Annotated in this window: 15 protein-coding genes and 1 other annotated feature; of the genes, 4 read left to right on the top strand and 11 right to left on the bottom strand. The window is 53.3% G+C overall.

The features are described 5' to 3' along the window. Nucleotides 1-38: 38 nt before the first annotated feature. On the bottom strand, nt 39-1,955 hold the full coding sequence (gene dnaK / locus AOY24_RS07535) for a molecular chaperone DnaK (protein WP_042998010.1): 1,917 nt from the start codon (nt 1,953-1,955) through the stop codon (nt 39-41). Between the two features lie 355 nt (nt 1,956-2,310). On the opposite strand from dnaK, the gene satP reads away from it, so the two are divergent. Then, complete coding sequence (gene satP, locus AOY24_RS07530; protein WP_042998011.1) at nt 2,311-2,877, top strand: acetate uptake transporter; 567 nt, start codon at nt 2,311-2,313, stop codon at nt 2,875-2,877. A gap of 35 nt (nt 2,878-2,912) precedes the next feature. Here satP and AOY24_RS07525 read toward each other — a convergent pair whose 3' ends face one another. The 3 genes from AOY24_RS07525 to tal all read right to left on the bottom strand — a co-directional run bounded on the left by AOY24_RS07525 (nt 2,913) and on the right by tal (nt 5,991). After that, a complete protein-coding gene (locus AOY24_RS07525) occupies nt 2,913-4,220 on the bottom strand; it encodes an MFS transporter (RefSeq protein WP_054176428.1) in 1,308 nt (435 codons plus the stop codon). A gap of 119 nt (nt 4,221-4,339) precedes the next feature. Beyond that, nucleotides 4,340-4,927 carry a molybdopterin adenylyltransferase gene (gene mog / locus AOY24_RS07520; RefSeq protein WP_054176427.1) on the bottom strand — a complete coding sequence of 196 codons (588 nt, stop codon included), beginning with the start codon at nt 4,925-4,927 and terminating at the stop codon, nt 4,340-4,342. A gap of 110 nt (nt 4,928-5,037) precedes the next feature. Next, nucleotides 5,038-5,991: a transaldolase gene (gene tal, locus AOY24_RS07515; protein ID WP_042998014.1), complete on the bottom strand. Its 954-nt coding sequence runs from the start codon at nt 5,989-5,991 to the stop codon at nt 5,038-5,040. 283 nt (nt 5,992-6,274) lie between these two features. Here tal and AOY24_RS07510 point away from each other — a divergent pair, with 283 nt between their 5' ends. Continuing rightward, nucleotides 6,275-7,705, top strand: coding sequence for a sodium:alanine symporter family protein (locus AOY24_RS07510; RefSeq protein WP_042998015.1), 1,431 nt, complete (start codon nt 6,275-6,277; stop codon nt 7,703-7,705). A gap of 69 nt (nt 7,706-7,774) precedes the next feature. After that, nucleotides 7,775-8,548 carry a peroxide stress protein YaaA gene (gene yaaA / locus AOY24_RS07505; RefSeq protein WP_054176426.1) on the top strand — a complete coding sequence of 258 codons (774 nt, stop codon included), beginning with the start codon at nt 7,775-7,777 and terminating at the stop codon, nt 8,546-8,548. A gap of 96 nt (nt 8,549-8,644) precedes the next feature. Here the strand turns inward: yaaA and thrC are convergent, their stop codons facing one another. The 6 genes from thrC to yjjY all read right to left on the bottom strand — a co-directional run bounded on the left by thrC (nt 8,645) and on the right by yjjY (nt 15,034). Next, complete coding sequence (gene thrC, locus AOY24_RS07500; RefSeq protein WP_042998017.1) at nt 8,645-9,928, bottom strand: threonine synthase; 1,284 nt, start codon at nt 9,926-9,928, stop codon at nt 8,645-8,647. A gap of 3 nt (nt 9,929-9,931) precedes the next feature. After that, on the bottom strand, nt 9,932-10,861 hold the full coding sequence (gene thrB, locus AOY24_RS07495) for a homoserine kinase (protein ID WP_042998018.1): 930 nt from the start codon (nt 10,859-10,861) through the stop codon (nt 9,932-9,934). A 1-nt stretch (nt 10,862) separates the two neighbouring features. After that, nucleotides 10,863-13,325: a bifunctional aspartate kinase/homoserine dehydrogenase I gene (gene thrA / locus AOY24_RS07490; protein ID WP_054176425.1), complete on the bottom strand. Its 2,463-nt coding sequence runs from the start codon at nt 13,323-13,325 to the stop codon at nt 10,863-10,865. A gap of 25 nt (nt 13,326-13,350) precedes the next feature. Next, nucleotides 13,351-13,471, bottom strand: a sequence feature (Thr leader region). Continuing rightward, nucleotides 13,407-13,472, bottom strand: coding sequence for a thr operon leader peptide (gene thrL, locus AOY24_RS23645; protein WP_001386572.1), 66 nt, complete (start codon nt 13,470-13,472; stop codon nt 13,407-13,409). It overlaps the preceding feature by 65 nt. A 336-nt stretch (nt 13,473-13,808) precedes the next feature. Further along, on the bottom strand, nt 13,809-14,495 hold the full coding sequence (locus tag AOY24_RS07480) for a tRNA/rRNA methyltransferase (RefSeq protein WP_054176424.1): 687 nt from the start codon (nt 14,493-14,495) through the stop codon (nt 13,809-13,811). Nucleotides 14,496-14,893: 398 nt separating this feature from the next. Then, complete coding sequence (yjjY, locus tag AOY24_RS24515) at nt 14,894-15,034, bottom strand: protein YjjY (protein WP_042998021.1); 141 nt, start codon at nt 15,032-15,034, stop codon at nt 14,894-14,896. Nucleotides 15,035-15,129: 95 nt separating this feature from the next. Between yjjY and arcA the strand changes: the two genes are divergently transcribed. Next, on the top strand, nt 15,130-15,846 hold the full coding sequence (arcA, locus tag AOY24_RS07475; protein WP_001194359.1) for a two-component system response regulator ArcA: 717 nt from the start codon (nt 15,130-15,132) through the stop codon (nt 15,844-15,846). A gap of 66 nt (nt 15,847-15,912) precedes the next feature. On the opposite strand, the gene creD is transcribed toward arcA, so the two are convergent. Next, nucleotides 15,913-17,280 carry a cell envelope integrity protein CreD gene (gene creD, locus AOY24_RS07470; protein WP_044264842.1) on the bottom strand — a complete coding sequence of 456 codons (1,368 nt, stop codon included), beginning with the start codon at nt 17,278-17,280 and terminating at the stop codon, nt 15,913-15,915. Nucleotides 17,281-17,301 lie beyond the last annotated feature (21 nt).

Raw genomic sequence — 17,301 nt, 5'->3', positions numbered from 1 at the left:
TCTTCGCCCGTGCCAGTAATTACCCGTTCAAAGGGCGATTATTTTTTGTCTTTCACTTCTTCAAACTCAGCGTCGACAACATCATCATCTTTCGCGTTGTTTGTGGAAGCGTCAGCGGAACCTGCCTGCTGCTGTGCGTGCTGCTGTTGAGCGATTTCCATCAGTTTCTGGGAAACCTGCGCCAGCTCCTGCATCTTCGCTTCGATAGCCGCTTTGTCTTCACCTTTCAGCGCCGTTTCCAGTGCGCTCAGTGCAGACTCGATAGCGGTTTTGTCGTCAGCTGGCAGTTGTTCGCCGGCTTCCTCAACCTGCTTGCGAGTGCTGTGCAACAGATGGTCACCCTGGTTGCGGGTCTGAACCAGCTCTTCGAACTTACGGTCAGACTCGGCGTTCGCTTCCGCTTCGCGAACCATTTTCTGAATTTCTTCTTCATTCAGACCAGAAGACGCCTTGATGGTGATCTTCTGCTCTTTACCGCTGTTTTTGTCTTTCGCGGAAACGTGCAGGATACCGTCAGCATCGATATCGAAGGTCACTTCGATCTGCGGCATGCCGCGCGGTGCCGGGTTGATCCCATCCAGGTTGAACTGACCCAGAGATTTGTTATCAGACGCACGTTTACGTTCACCCTGCAGCACATGGATGGTTACCGCAGACTGGTTGTCTTCCGCAGTAGAGAACACCTGGCTGTGCTTGGTCGGGATAGTGGTGTTTTTGGAGATCAGCGCCGTCATCACACCACCCATGGTTTCGATACCCAGAGACAGCGGGGTAACGTCCAGCAGCAGTACGTCTTTCACATCACCGGTCAATACACCACCCTGAACGGCAGCACCGATCGCCACGGCTTCGTCCGGGTTCACGTCTTTACGCGGTTCTTTACCAAAGAACTCAGCTACTTTCTTCTGCACCATTGGCATACGCGTCTGACCACCCACGAGGATAACGTCGTTGATATCAGATACGGACAGGCCAGCGTCCTGCAGAGCGACTTTCAGCGGCTCGATGGAACGGTTCACCAGATCTTCGACCAGGCTTTCCAGTTTCGCGCGAGTCACTTTGATATTCATGTGTTTCGGACCGGTGGCATCTGCAGTGATGTACGGCAGGTTCACGTCGGTCTGCTGCGCAGAAGAAAGCTCGATTTTCGCTTTTTCTGCCGCTTCTTTCAGGCGCTGCATGGCCAGCGGATCGTTACGCAGGTCAATGCCCTGATCTTTCTTAAATTCTTCAACCAGATAGTTGATCATACGGCTGTCGAAGTCTTCACCACCCAGGTGGGTATCACCGTTGGTTGCCAGAACTTCGAAGGTTTTTTCGCCATCAACTTCGTCGATTTCGATAATAGAGATATCGAAAGTACCACCACCGAGGTCGTAAACCGCGATAGTACGGTTACCGACTTCTTTATCCAGACCGTATGCCAGCGCAGCGGCAGTCGGTTCGTTGATGATACGTTTCACTTCCAGACCTGCGATACGACCGGCGTCTTTGGTTGCCTGACGCTGAGCATCGTTAAAGTAAGCAGGTACAGTGATAACCGCTTCCGTTACCGGTTCACCCAGGTAATCTTCAGCCGTTTTCTTCATTTTCTTCAGCACTTCAGCCGAGATCTGCGGCGGTGCCATTTTCTGACCTTTCACATCCAGCCATGCGTCGCCGTTGTCGGCGCCAATGATTTTGTACGGCATGATGGAAACATCACGTTGAACTTCTTCGTCCTGGAAGCGGCGGCCAATCAGGCGTTTAATCGCAAACAGGGTGTTTTGCGGGTTTGTCACTGCCTGACGTTTAGCCGGCTGACCAACCAGAGTTTCACCATCCTGGGTATAAGCAATGATAGAAGGCGTGGTGCGATCGCCCTCGGCGTTCTCCAGCACACGTGCAGTAGTGCCGTCCATAATCGCTACACAAGAGTTGGTAGTACCCAGGTCGATACCAATAATTTTACCCATCTAAACGTCTCCACTAAAAATTCGGTCAACATGTGGTTGTGAGTCTGTAATAAGGGCGAAACGTGCGGTTTCAACTACCCTGATTCGTTTTTTTTCAGACTCACCACTGCGGTTGACTACTAAGTGGGGTCGTAACCCACTTCATCAAGGGGGGAATGAAAAAAATTTTTGCTTTTGTTGAAATAAATCGCCTGGATGATGTGTGATGGCGATCACGGCAAAAATTCACTCTTTTCCCCCGATGAGATCATAGACAGCCCCTTCTCTCCTGATTATTATGCCGCGCCCCGAACGGCGTCATGTTTTAGCGGGGATAACTATTTCACCATTCAATTAATGATGATCTTGAGGATTTATGGGCAACACTAAGTTGGCTAACCCGGCACCGCTGGGCCTGATGGGCTTCGGCATGACCACCATTCTGCTTAACCTGCATAACGCGGGTTTCTTCGCTCTTGACGGTATTATTCTCGCGATGGGAATTTTCTACGGCGGTATCGCGCAAATTTTTGCCGGCCTGCTGGAATACAAAAAAGGGAATACCTTCGGTTTGACCGCTTTCACCTCTTACGGCTCGTTCTGGCTGACGCTGGTCGCGATCCTGCTGATGCCGAAAATGGGTCTGACAGAAGCGCCGAATGCCCAGTTCCTTGGCGCCTACCTGGGCCTGTGGGGCGTATTCACACTGTTTATGTTCTTCGGTACGCTGACGGGCGCACGCATGTTGCAGTTCGTGTTCCTGAGCCTGACGGTTCTGTTCGCTCTGTTGGCTGTGGGTAACATCGCGGGTAACGAAGCCGTGATCCACTTTGCCGGCTGGGTTGGCTTAGTATGTGGCGCCAGCGCCATTTACCTGGCGATGGGCGAAGTGCTGAACGAACAGTTTGGCCGTACCATTCTGCCGATTGGTGAAAAACACTGATTCATCAGTATCCCCCCGCTAAGGGGGGATCATTATTACGGCTGTTGTAGCTCAGCCTGCATTTCCGTATCGCGATAATACATGTCCTGTCGCAACCAAATTCCCAGTCCCAATCCCACCAGCGACAACGCCAGCACATACCAGCCTGGAGCCATCGGCGAGACGCTCATCAGCAATGTGACGACAATCGGCGTCAGCCCACCGAAAATGGCATAAGAAACATTGTAGGAAAATGAAATGCCGGTAAAGCGGACTTCCGCAGGAAACGCGCGCACCATCACGTATGGCACAGCGCCCACCACTCCCACACACAGCCCCACCAGCCCATAAAGCAGGAACAGATATTGCGGATGTGTGCCCGCCAGGTGGTAGAACAACCCGCTCGAACAAGCCAATAACAGGCTGCCAACAATAAAGGTTTTGCTGGCGCCAACGCGGTCGACAATAAAGCCCGCCAACAGGCAACCCACGCAAAGCATAATGGTCGCCACGCTGTTTGCCTGCAACGTCAGGGCTGGGGCTAGTCCGTACTGCTTTTGCAGCCAGACTGGCGACATTAAAATCACCACCACGATCCCAGCGGAGAGCAGCCAGGTCAGAAGCATGGAGATCACCACTGCCTTCTGATGTTTCACGACGACCGACTTCACCGGCAGTTCCTGCGCCAGCGTCTTACGCTGCTGCATCTCCAGAAAGATCGGCGTTTCCTGTAACCAACGGCGTAAATACATCGCCACCAGCCCAAAAATCCCACCCAACAAGAACGGAATTCGCCAGCCATAGTCATGCACGGCCTGTTGCGTTAAAAGGGTATTCACCTGAGTGGCTACTACGGAACCCAGCAGGATCCCCACCGTCAGACCCGCCGTTAGCGTTCCGCAGGCAATGCCGATACGACGTTCGGGAACGTGCTCGGCCACAAACACCCATGCACCCGGAACTTCACCGCCAATCGCCGCCCCCTGCAAAATACGCATCAGCAGCAACAATAGCGGCGCAATAATTCCCATAGAGGCGTACGTTGGCAGCAGACCAATCGCCAGCGTGGGAACCGCCATCAACAAAATGCTCAGGGTGAACATCTTTTTGCGCCCAACCAGATCGCCAAAGTGCGCCATGATGATGCCGCCTAACGGACGCGCCAGATATCCGGCAGCGAAGATGCCAAAGGTTTGAACCTGACGTAGCCATTCGGGAATATCAGCGGGGAAAAACAACTCCCCTACCACTGCAGCGAAAAAGACAAAGATAATAAAATCATAAAACTCAAGCGCGCCGCCAAGGGCGGCCAGCGTCAGCGTTTTGTAATCCTGGCGATTCAGGGGGCGTGTATGTTGTGACATAGCGAACCATAAGTCAGTGGAGCATTGTTATGAACGACACATGTAAAGTAAAACTTACTATATCGTAAACAAATCAACACGCCACTTTCACCGCCGCTTATCTTACGAAAAGACTAATTTCAGGCGTTTATTTCACGTCTTGCGCTTTTCGGGCGAAAAGATGCTACGATTTCCGGCGCGGTTTCCACATACGGCCCATCGAGAAGCTGTATACAATACGGTACACTTGCGAAGATACCCGCCACAACGACATTCCCTTCGGCATCCTTCACGCCTTCCAGAGTCTCTTTAATGGATTTCGGCTGGCCCGGTAAATTGAGGATTAACGCCTGCTTGCGAATCACCCCGACCTGGCGCGACAGGATCGCCGTCGGTACAAAGTGCAGGCTAATCTGCCGCATCTGTTCGCCAAAACCAGGCATCTGGCGATCGGCAACCGCGAGGGTCGCATCCGGCGTCACATCACGACGCGCAGGACCGGTGCCGCCGGTGGTCAGCACCAGATGGCAACTCATCTCGTCCACCAGCTCACACAGCGTTTGTTCGATGATGGCCTGCTCGTCAGGAATCAAGCGTGTCTGCACCTCAAAAGGGGTGGTCAGCGCCGTCGATAGCCACTCTTCCAGCGCCGGAATACCTTTATCCTGATAGACACCGCTGGAGGCACGGTCAGAAATGGAAACTAAGCCAATACGTAAGGTGTTCATGATTATTCCATTTAAACAGTCTCGTTAAACAGAATGATACACTGCGAAGGGAAGGACAGACAGGGTTGAGAATAGGTAGCGTGACCGGCGTACCGGTCACGCATCAATGATTACAGCAGGTCGCCGATCATTTTTTCCAGTTTTTCCTGGTCAACAGCAAACTTACGGATACCGTCCGCCAACTTGTCTACCGCCATGGGATCCTGGTTGTGCTGCCACAGGAACTCAGACTCGGTGATGCGTTCCGGACGCGCTTTCACTTCGCCAGAGAAGGACAGTTTACGCTCGATAGCCCCTTCGCTTTCCGCCAGCTCTTTCAGCAGCGCCGGTGCGATGGTCAGGCGATCGCAGCCCGCCAGCTCAAGAATTTCACCGATGTTACGGAAGCTTGCGCCCATCACAACGGTCTCATAGCCGTGCTGTTTGTAGTATTCGTAGATCTCCGTTACGGAAACCACGCCCGGATCTTCCGCCGGCGCATACTCTTTCTTGTCGGTATTGGATTTATACCAGTCAAGAATACGGCCCACGAACGGAGAGATCAGGAATACGCCCGCTTCAGCACAAGCTCGCGCCTGCGCAAAGGAGAACAGCAGCGTCAGGTTACAGTTGATGCCTTCTTTTTCCAGCTGCTCAGCAGCGCGGATGCCCTGCCAGGTTGAAGCCAGTTTGATCAGAATGCGATCGTTACTGATGCCTGCGTCGTTATACAGCTTGATGATGCGTTTCGCTTTGGCGATAGAGGCATCGGTGTCATAAGACAGGCGAGCATCCACTTCCGTGGAGATACGACCCGGGACCAGTTTCAGGATCTCCAGACCGATGTTTACGGCCAGTTTGTCGGTAGCGTCAACAATCTGCTGCGCGCGGTCATTGCTCTGCTGCTTAGCCCACGTCACGGCGTCATCAATCAGCTTACGGTATTCCGGGATCTGCGCTGCGTTAAGAATGAGAGAAGGGTTGGTTGTGGCATCCTGCGGCTGATACAGCTTCATTGCCGCGATGTCTCCGGTGTCGGCCACCACGGTGGTGAACTGACGAAGGGAGGTCAATTTGTCCGTCATGATAGTGTTTCTCTTTAAACAGCTTGTTAGGGGGATGTAACCGGTCTGCCCTGATGATAACACGACGTTGTGACAGCGCAACCGCAGACAATGCGCTTATCCCCATGAGGGCATCTGCGGACAATTTCTGGTCCGGGCTTGATGTGACGCGCCATTCCGGTACACAACCTCATGTATACTACTCGGCCGCTATCAATTGTCCGGCAGCGTATATACTATTCGACAATTGGTAACGCTTACACAGGGTTGTTACAGCGTACCGGCAGCAACAAGAGGGATGTTAATGCCTGATTTTTTCACGTTCATTAATGATGTGCTCTGGGGATCGGTAATGATCTACCTGCTCTTCGGAGCAGGGTGTTGGTTTACCTGGCGCACAGGCTTCGTCCAGTTTCGCTATATCCGCCAGGTTGGCAGAAGTCTGAAAAACAGCATTAACCCGCAGCCGGGAGGGTTAACCTCTTTTCAGTCACTCTGCACCGGCCTTGCCGCCCGTATCGGTAGTGGTAACCTGGCGGGTGTGGCGCTGGCCATTACCGCAGGTGGACCAGGTGCGGTGTTCTGGATGTGGATCGCCGCCATCATTGGGATGGCGACCTCATTTGCTGAATGTGCCCTCGCACAACTCTACAAAGAACGCGATCGCCACGGTCAGTTTCGCGGCGGCCCCGCCTGGTATATGGCACGTGGTTTAGGCATGCGCTGGATGGGCGTGTTATTCGCCATCTTTTTGCTGATCGCCTACGGCCTGGTGTTCAACAGCGTGCAGGCCAACTCCGTATCCCGTGCTCTCAAATTCGCGTTTGATTTCCCTCCGGTTGCCACCGGTATTGTCATGGCGATTGCCGCCCTGTTGGTTATCGTCCGCGGGATCAAAGGCGTGGCGCGGATGATGCAATGGTTTGTCCCTGTGATGGCGTTGATGTGGGTGGTCACCAGCCTGGTGGTTTGTCTGATCAACATCGACCAACTGCCGGACATCATCATTTCTATCGTCAAAAGCGCATTTGGCTGGCAAGAAGCGGCGGGCGGCGTGGCGGGGTATACGCTGAGTCAGGCGATCACCAGCGGTTTTCAACGCAGTATGTTCTCCAATGAAGCCGGAATGGGCTCAACGCCTAACGCTGCTGCCGCAGCAGCATCCTGGCCGCCGCACCCTGCGGCACAGGGGATCGTGCAGATGATCGGCATTTTTATCGATACGCTGATCGTCTGTAGCGCAACGGCAATGTTGGTTTTACTGGCCGGTAACGACGCCACCTATGCGCCGATGGAAGGGATCCAACTGGTGCAGAAAGCGATGAATACACTGGTCGGAGAGTGGGGCGCGGCATTCGTCGCAGTCATTGTGATTCTGTTTGCCTTCAGCTCTATTGTGGTTAACTACATCTATGCGGAAAACAATCTGTACTTTCTGAAGCTGGACAATAAGCGCTTCATCTGGGCTTTACGCATTACCTCCTGTTCAACCGTCGTGGTCGGCACCTTGCTTAGCTTCCCGCTGCTGTGGCAACTGGCGGATATCATCATGGCCTGCATGGCGATCACTAACCTGACGGCAATATTGTTGCTCTCTCCGGTGGTGCGTACCCTGGCCAGCGACTACTTGCGTCAGCGTAAACTCGGCGTTCGCCCGGTCTTTGATCCACTGCGTTACCCGGACATCGGACAGCAACTGGCACCAGATGCCTGGGATGACATACCGCGAGACTAATCGCAACTATCGATCAACTCAGTCGTGTTTTTTGCTACAGTCGCAGTAAATTTCCTGCAAGGACTGGATATGCTGATTCTGATTTCACCTGCAAAAACGCTCGACTACCAGAGCCCTCTGGCAACAACGCGCCATACGCTACCTGAATTACTGGATCACTCGCAGCAACTGATTCATGTGGCGCGTAAACTTTCAGCCCCGCAAATCGGCAAGCTGATGAACATCAGCGACAAACTCGCCGATCTAAACGCCACCCGTTTTCATGACTGGCAGCCGGACTTCACGCCAGAAAACGCGCGTCAGGCCATTCTGGCTTTCAAAGGCGATGTCTATACCGGACTACAGGCCGAAAACTTCAGTGAAGCCGATTTCGATTTTGCCCAGCAGCATTTGCGTATGCTCTCAGGTTTATATGGCGTGCTGCGCCCGCTGGATCTGATGCAACCTTATCGTCTGGAAATGGGTATCCGTCTGGATAACGCCAAAGGAAAGGATCTGTATCAGTTCTGGGGCGATATCATCACGGATAAGCTTAATGAAGCGCTCGCCGCACAGGGCGACCAGGTGGTGATTAACCTGGCATCGGATGAATACTTCCGCGCCGTGAAACCGAAGAAACTGAATGCCGAGCTGATTAAACCTGTCTTCCTCGACGAGAAAAACGGTAAGTTCAAAGTCATCAGTTTCTACGCCAAAAAGGCGCGCGGCCTGATGAGCCGCTACATCATTGAAAACCGCCTGACGACGCCTGAACAGCTCACCGGCTTTAACAGCGAAGGTTACTTCTTTGATGACGCCGTGTCTGGCAACGGCGAACTGGTGTTTAAGCGTCACGAGCAGTAATGCGCATTTCGCCGGATGGCGGCTACGCCTTATCCGGCTTTCTCATCTCCACCGCCTGACAGGCCCGGTAAGCGATAGCGCCACCGGGCAGACGGTTTAGCGCGTCATCATCAGCTTACGCAGGGCGGCAAAATCCGCCGGCAGATGTTGCGAAAGCAGCGGTAGATCCGCACGTTCTGCCAGTTCTTTCGGCAGATCCAGCGTTTCATTGAGGATCGCTTCCACGCTCTCTTTAAACTTCGCCGGGTGCGCAGTGCCGAGGAACAGACCGTACTCGCCCGGATTGAGCTGATCACGCAGGGCGCGGTAGGCCACGGCGGCATGAGGCTCAGAAGTGTAGCCCTTCGCTTTCAGTTCGCGCATCGTTTCCTGTGTGGTTTCATCATCTACAGCCGCATAACCCAGCTCATTCAGACGCCAGATTTTACGGCGGAACAACTCCTCAACGCGCGGCCAGTTGTTCGGCTGACTCACATCCATCGCGTTAGACAACGTCGCCTGGGTCGCTTTTGGCGCCCACTGCCCGTCCTGCAGGAAGCGTGGCACCGTGTCGTTAACGTTGGTGGCAGCGATAAAACGCTTCACCGGCAGGCCGAGAGATTTCGCCAGCAGGCCCGCCGTCAGGTCGCCAAAGTTACCGCTTGGAACAGAAACCACCAACTGATTCCGCGCCTCCTGCGGCAATTGGGCAACGGCTTCAAAGTAGTAGCAAATCTGTGCCAGCAGGCGGCTGATGTTGATGGAGTTCGCCGAGTTCAACCCCAGCGCCACTTTCAGTTCTTCATCATCAAACGCCTGTTTGACCAGCGCCTGGCAGGCATCAAAATCACCATCGATGGCAACAGTTTCAATGTTACCGCCCAGCGTGCAGAACAGTTTTTCCTGCAACGGACTGATTTTACCGTTCGGATAGAGGATCACCACGCGCACGTTCGGCAGACCATAAAACGCATGCGCCACGGCCGCGCCGGTATCACCAGAGGTTGCCGTCAGAATGGTCACCGGTTTATCGCCGCTGATGTGGGTTAACATCTGCGCCATAAAACGACCACCGAAATCTTTAAACGCCAGCGTCGGGCCATGGAACAACTCCAGACAGCCGACATCCCCTTCCACCTGAGCAACCGGCGCCGGGAAAGCAAAGGCTGCGCGCACACGTTCTTCGAGGATCTCCTGCGGGATTTCATCGCCGATGAACGCCGAGAGGATCTTTGTGCTACGGCTGACGAAGTCCTGGTTCAGCATCTCATCCACTTCTGTCAGGTTGAATTCCGGCAGATCGTGCGGGAAAAACAGCCCCTGATTCTTGCCCAGCCCCTGCGTGACGGCCTGTGCAAAACTAACCTGTTCGTTGTGATCTTTAAGATTGTAGAGTTTCATCAATTATCCCAGTACTCGTGCGCCCGCCGTGTCCAGCCGGCAAATATGAACAAAGCCTTCCTGATTTTGCAGGTAGTGACTACCCAGCCAGTCCGCCACACGCTGCGCGGTCTCCGTTTTATCGCAGAGCGCAAACAACGTCGGCCCTGAACCGGAAATACCGCTGGCCAGCGCGCCAATTTCCGCGACGGCCTGACGCGCCTGAGCAAAACCAGGCAACAGACGTTCGCGATACGGTTCGGCAATCACATCCTTCATCAGTTTCGCCGCAAGCCCAGGCTGACGGGAATAGCAGGCGTGAATAAACCCGGCCAGGTGACGCCCGTGGGCAATGCAATCCTGGCGACGATACTGCGCAGGCAGGATCGCCCGCGCTTCTGCCGTGGAGACTTTAATGCCAGGATAGGCCAGTACCCACAGCCACTCATCAAAGCCTGGCACCTGCTGGCTGATAATGCCGTTTTCTTCAATCATCAACTGCATACCACCGAGGAAACATGGCGCGACGTTATCGTAGTGAATGCTGCCGGAGATACGCCCTTCCAGCTCGCCCATTATTGCCAGCAGACGCGTGTCATTGAGCGGCTTGCCGCAGTACTCATTCATCGCGACCAGTGCCGCCACCACCGAGCAGGCGCTGGAACCTAATCCGGAGCCGATCGGCATATTCTTTTCCAGGGTCATCGCCACCGGAATTTGCTTACCCAGTTCCTGACAAAAACGCTCCCAGCACTGGTAAACAATATTTTCTCGCGGTTCTGGCGGTAGCTTGTCGGCAAAGCGGCCCAGATTATTCAGGCTGAAACTGTCCGCCGCCTCAACCGACACCACGTCGCCCAGCAGTGAGCCATCAACGGGCGTCACCGCCGCCCCAAGCACATCAAATCCAACGCTCATATTGGCACTGGAAGCCGGGGCATAAACTTTAACCATGTTAGACTCCTAGCTTCCATGAGAGAGTACGCAGCAGGTCAGCAAACACCCCTGCCGCCGTGACGTCGTTACCCGCGCCATAACCGCGCAGAACCAGCGGCAGCGGCTGATAGTAGTGGCTGTAGAACGCCAGCGCGTTTTCGCCGTTTTTCACTTTGTACAACGGATCGTTACCGTCCACTTCAGAAATCTTCACCCGACAGACGCCGTCTTCTTCGATGTTGCCAACATAGCGCAATACTTTGCCCTCATCACGGGCTTTTGCCACCCGAGCGGCAAAGGCATCGTCAAGCTGCGGCAGATTCGCCATAAACGCGTCAACGTCGCCTGAATCATCAAACGCTTTCGGCAGCACCGGTTCAATGACGATGTCTGACAGTTCCAGCTCGCGCCCGGTTTCACGGGCGAGGATCAGCAGCTTACGCGCCACGTCCATTCCCGAAAGATCGTCACGCGGATCGGGTTCGGTGTACCCCATTTCACGCGCGATACGAGTCGCTTCAGAGAGGCTCATACCCTCGTCGAGCTTACCGAAAATAAATGACAGCGAACCGGACAGGATGCCGGAGAACTTCAGCAATTCATCGCCCGCATTCAACAGGTTTTGCAGGTTTTCGATCACCGGCAGACCGGCACCCACGTTAGTGTCATAGAGGAATTTGCGCCGTGACTTCGCGGCAGCGAAGCGCAGCTGATGGTAGTAATCCATTGACGAGGTATTCGCCTTTTTGTTCGGCGTAACCACATGGAATCCTTCACGCAGGAAGTCCGCGTATTGATCGGCCACCGCCTGACTGGATGTACAATCCACAATCACCGGGTTCAGCAGGTGATATTCCTTCACCAGACGGATTAAGCGACCAAGATTGAACGGCTCTTTCGCTTCAGCCAGTTCAGCCTGCCAGTTTTCCAGATTCAGGCCATGCACATGGGTCAACAGCGCTCTCGAGTTCGCCACGCCGCACACGCGCAGATCGATATGTTTTTTCTTCAGCCAGGTTTGCTGGCGCTTAAGCTGCTCCAGTAACGCGCCGCCTACCCCGCCAACGCCAATGACAAACACTTCAATTACCTGATCGGTATTGAACAGCATCTGATGGGTGACGCGTACGCCCGTCGTGGCATCGTCGTTATTGACCACGACCGAAATGGAACGCTCAGAAGAGCCCTGCGCGATAGCCACGATATTGATATTCGCGCGCGCCAGTGCGGCAAAGAATTTCGCCGAAATACCCCGCAGTGTCCGCATGCCATCCCCAACGACGGAGATAATCGCCAGTCGTTCAGTGACCGCCAGCGGTTCCAGCACGCCCTCTTTCAGTTCGAGATAGAATTCATCCTGCAAGGCACGCTGCGCGCGGGCGCAGTCGGCCTGCGGCACGCAGAAGCTGATGCTGTACTCAGAGGATGACTGGGTAATCAGTACCACGGAAATGCCTGCACGGGACATCACCGCAAACACGCGCGCCGCCATCCCCACCATCCCTTTCATGCCAGGACCGGAGACGTTGAACATCGCCATATTATTAAGGTTGGAAATCCCCTTCACTGGCAGATCGTCTTCATCGCGGCTGGCGCCGATCAGCGTGCCTGCCGCCTGCGGGTTACCGGTATTTTTGATGAGGCAAGGGATCTGGAACTGCGCGATGGGGGTAATGGTACGAGGGTGAAGCACTTTTGCGCCGAAATAGGAGAGCTCCATCGCTTCCTGATAAGACATCGATTTCAGCAACCTGGCGTCAGGTACCTGGCGCGGGTCACAGGTATATACACCGTCGACATCTGTCCAGATCTCGCAACAGTCGGCGCGTAAGCAGGCCGCCAGAACCGCTGCGGAGTAATCGGAGCCATTGCGCCCCAGCACCACCAGTTCACCCTTCTCATTACCGGCGGTGAACCCGGCCATCAGCACCATGTGATCGGCGGGTATACGCCCGGCGGCGATGCGGCGAGTCGATTCGGCGATATCGACGGTAGATTCGAGGTAGTGCCCCACCGCCAGCAGTTTTTCGACCGGGTCAATAACGGTAACGTGGTGGCCGCGGGCTTCCAGTAACCCCGCCATGATGGCGATCGACATCTTTTCGCCACGGCAGATGAGCGCAGCGTTAATGCTGTCCGGACACTGTCCTAGCAAGCTGATCCCATGCAGCACATGTTTGATTTGGGCAAATTCCTGCTCAACAAACACTTTCAACTGCGCCAGCGGAAAGCCCGGCTGGGCGTCGGCGAGTCCCTGCAGAAGTTCGGCAAAAATACGTTCGGCATCACTGATATTGGGTAATGCGTCCTGACCTCCGATGGTTTTTTCAATCATCGCCACCAGATGGTTGGTAATTTTAGCGGGGGCAGAAAGAACGGTCGCTACCTGCCCCTGCCTGGCATTGCTTTCCAGAATATCGGCAACCCGCAGAAAACGTTCTGCATTTGCCACTGATGTACCGCCGAACTTCAACACTCGCATGGTTGTTACCTCGTTACCTTTGGTCGAAAAAAAAGCCCGCACTGTTCAGGTGCGGGCTTTTTTCTGTGTTTCCTGTACGCGTCAGCCCGCACCGTTACCTGTGGTAATGGTGATGGTTGTGGTAATGGTGGTGCTGATGCGTTTCATGGATGTTGTGTACTCTGTCATTATTTACCCTAAATAATTCGTCTTGCAGGAAGGCAGCAATTGCGTGAAGCCCCTGGCGCATAGAAAACGATGTGACTGGGGTGAACAAAAGTCGCCAACGCAGATGCAACTCGAAGTATGACGGGTAATCTGTCTGTGCTGTATGTCTATATTGGTTAAAGTATATGGTGAGCTAAGTCAATAAATATTTGATTTACTCACCTGACGAAACTTGTTCATGAGCTGCTGGCGAAAGGTTTATTTTCAACCAAACCCGCAGGAAAACCCCTCTTGAAATCAGCAGTTATCACCATAAATACAACTAAAGGAAAATTATTATTTTGTGACTTTTTTTTCGATATCATGGACCAGGCGGTGCAACATTGCCGTGTCTCGCTGCCCTAAATGCCCCAGACGCTGTTGTAGCCAGTCGACCAGTTTGCTGTCATCTGCAACCTCCAGAGTGGCCAACAGGCTCATGATGCGTGAGCGTAATGCCTGTAACTGAAATTCATCAGATGAATCGACTTCTTTAGCAGGTTGTTGCATTAAATTTGTTAATTGATAGCAGTAGACCATCACCGCCTGCCCCAGATTCAAAGAAGGATAATCTGCAACCATTGGCACGCCGGTCAGAACATCCGCCAGTGCCAGTTCATCGTTGGTCAGTCCGGAGTCTTCACGACCAAAAACCAGCGCGGCGTGATTCATCCAGGCCGATTTTTCTTCCAGCAGCGGAACCAGTTCCGCCGGCGTCGCGTAGTAGTGAAATTTTGCTCGACTGCGCGCCGTGGTGGCGACGGTAAAATCAACATCGACAAGCGCGTCCGCAAGCGTCGGAAAAACAGTAATATTATCAATAATATCGCTGGAGCCATGCGCCACCCAGCGCGTGGCGGGTTCAAGATGCGCCTGACTGTCAACGATACGCAACTGAGTGAATCCCATGGTTTTCATGGCGCGAGCCGCGGCACCAATGTTTTCCGCTCTGGCGGGAGCGACGAGGATAATAGTAATGCGCATTTTTTTACTCTTTATGCCTGTCCGCGGGCAATTGTGTGAACTATGTCAAGATATTACGCGGAGCGAATTTACAAAATTTTAACCAAAATCAGTGGAAAACCGTTTCACCTTTCATAAAAGGCGCTAAACTGTTTCCTTACTTTACTAATGTTTTTTATGTTAACAGAAACAGTATATCCTTCTGTTTATCAGAGATAATTTGATTTAAAATGAATCTCATTCATAGGATTCGCCGTGTTAATTAGTTATCCTGTGCAACTAGTTGGATTATTGCAATTTTGTGATGAAAGCTAGCATTTAGATACGATGATTTCATCAAACTGTTAACGTGCTACAATTGAACTTGATATATGTCAACGAAGCGTAGTTTTATTGGGTGTCCGGTACGTCTTAGCCTGTTATGTTGCTGTTAAAATGGTTAGGATGACAGCCGTTTTTGACACTGTCGGGTCCAGAGGGAAACTACCCACGACCAAGCTAATGATGTTGTTGACGTTGATGGAAAGTGCATCAAGAACGCAATTACGTACTTTAGTCATGTTACGCCGATCATGTTAATTTGCGACATGCATCAGGCAGGTCAGGGACTTTTGTACTTCCTGTTTCGATTTAGTTGGCAATTTAGGTAGCAAACATGCAGACCCCGCACATTCTTATCGTTGAAGACGAGTTGGTAACACGCAACACGTTAAAAAGTATTTTCGAAGCGGAAGGCTATGATGTATTCGAAGCGACTGATGGCGCGGAAATGCATCAAATCCTCTCTGAATATGACATCAACCTGGTGATCATGGATATCAACTTGCCAGGCAAAAACGGTCTTCTGCTGGCGCGTGAACTGCGCGAGCAGGCTAACGTTGCGCTGATGTTCCTGACTGGCCGCGATAACGAAGTCGATAAAATCCTCGGCCTCGAAATCGGTGCAGACGATTACATCACCAAGCCGTTTAACCCGCGCGAACTGACTATCCGTGCCCGCAACCTTCTGTCTCGTACCATGAACCTGGGTACCGTCAGCGAAGAACGTCGTAGCGTTGAAAGCTACAAGTTCAACGGTTGGGAACTGGACATCAACAGCCGTTCTCTGATCGGGCCTGATGGCGAACAGTACAAACTGCCGCGCAGTGAGTTCCGTGCCATGCTTCACTTCTGCGAGAACCCAGGCAAGATCCAGTCCCGTGCTGAGCTGCTGAAGAAAATGACTGGTCGTGAGCTGAAACCCCATGACCGTACCGTTGACGTGACCATCCGCCGCATTCGTAAGCATTTCGAATCCACGCCGGATACGCCGGAAATTATCGCGACTATTCACGGTGAAGGTTACCGTTTTTGTGGCGATCTGCAGGATTAATCGGGTTACCACCGTCAAAAAAACGGCGCTCAATGCGCCGTTTTTCTTATCTGCTTTTTGCTGAATTTACTTCCACACGCGTAGCGCATCGTCCACGGGTGCGGACGGTTTCGGCGCCGTTGGTGTTGGTGTCGGTTTCGCACGCGAGAATGCATACCAGTCAAGATGCCGCGTCAGGAACATCACGCTCCCCAGCGCCAACAGCAGCACACTCGTCCCCAACAGCAGCGCGCTGTCTTCCGAGCGCAACAGTACCCACATCACACCATCCAGCGCTAACAATGCCAGAGTGAAAACCACGCTGCTACGCCAGCCCTGTAGCACTGCCTGGAGATAAACCCCGTTCATCAGCGCGCCCACCAGGCTTGCGACAATCCATGCCAGGGTGAAACCAATATGTTCTGAGAGCGCCAGCAACAGCAAATAAAACATCACCAACGACAGCCCCACCAGCAGATACTGCATCGGGTGTAATTTTTTACCCGTCAACGTTTCGAACACAAAGAAAGCCATAAATGTCAGTGTAATCAGCAAAATGGCATATTTCGTCGCCCGATCCGTCAGTTGATACTGATCGGCAGGAGTGGCAACCGCGACGCTAAACGACGGCAGGTTATACCACCCGTCTTTTCGCGCATCCACAAACCGATCGCCCAGGTTAGTGGCAAACCAACTGCTTTGCCACTGTGCCTGAAACCCTGACTCGCTGATTTCGCGCTTGTCGGGTAGAAAATCACCGAGGAAGTTGGGATGCGGCCAGTTGCTGGTGAGCGTCATTTGGCTGCTACGTCCTACCGGAACCACCGAGAAAGCGCCAGTTCCGCTTAAATTGAGTGACATCGCCAGGTTCACATCGCGCATCGCCCATTGCGCATCCGGAAGCGGAATGTGGAGCCCTTCTCCGCGGTCTGTTAGCCCCGTCCCCGGTTCGACAGCAAGCGCCATTCCATTCACCTTCGGTGCTTTCACCACGCCAATCCCTCGCGCATCACCCACGCCAACCACGATAAACGGTTTCCCAAGGGTTATGTTGGGCCGGTTCAGTTCACTCAGTCGTGCAACATCAAACTCCGCTTTCAAGGTAACATCGGTATGCCAGACCTGCCCTTCGTAGATGCCCACTTTTCGCGGTTCGACGTTCTGGTTCCCCTCCACCATCAACGACTCCGGCAGCCAGAAGTGGATAAAACTGCGCCTGTGCTGCACCTCTTTCTCGTTTTCCAGCACGGTGTATAACTCAGTCACAGGTACGGCAATGAGCGGGCCGACCACTTTTTGCGGTCCGCTGGTACTCTGCCGAATCGCATCCTCCACCGCATCACGATAATCAGCACGTTCCACAATAATCTGCCGGACCATCATCAGGGGGATCAGCAGCAACACAATCGCGCCACCTAAGGTGACGATTTTCCAGAACAGGGGGGATTTCAACATAGCGTTCTCCTTATGCAATAC

It is taken from the genome of Citrobacter sp. CtB7.12 (assembly GCF_001297795.1).
Lineage (GTDB): Bacteria > Pseudomonadota > Gammaproteobacteria > Enterobacterales > Enterobacteriaceae > Citrobacter_A > Citrobacter_A amalonaticus.
This window is presented reverse-complemented; position numbering and strand designations above follow the sequence as displayed.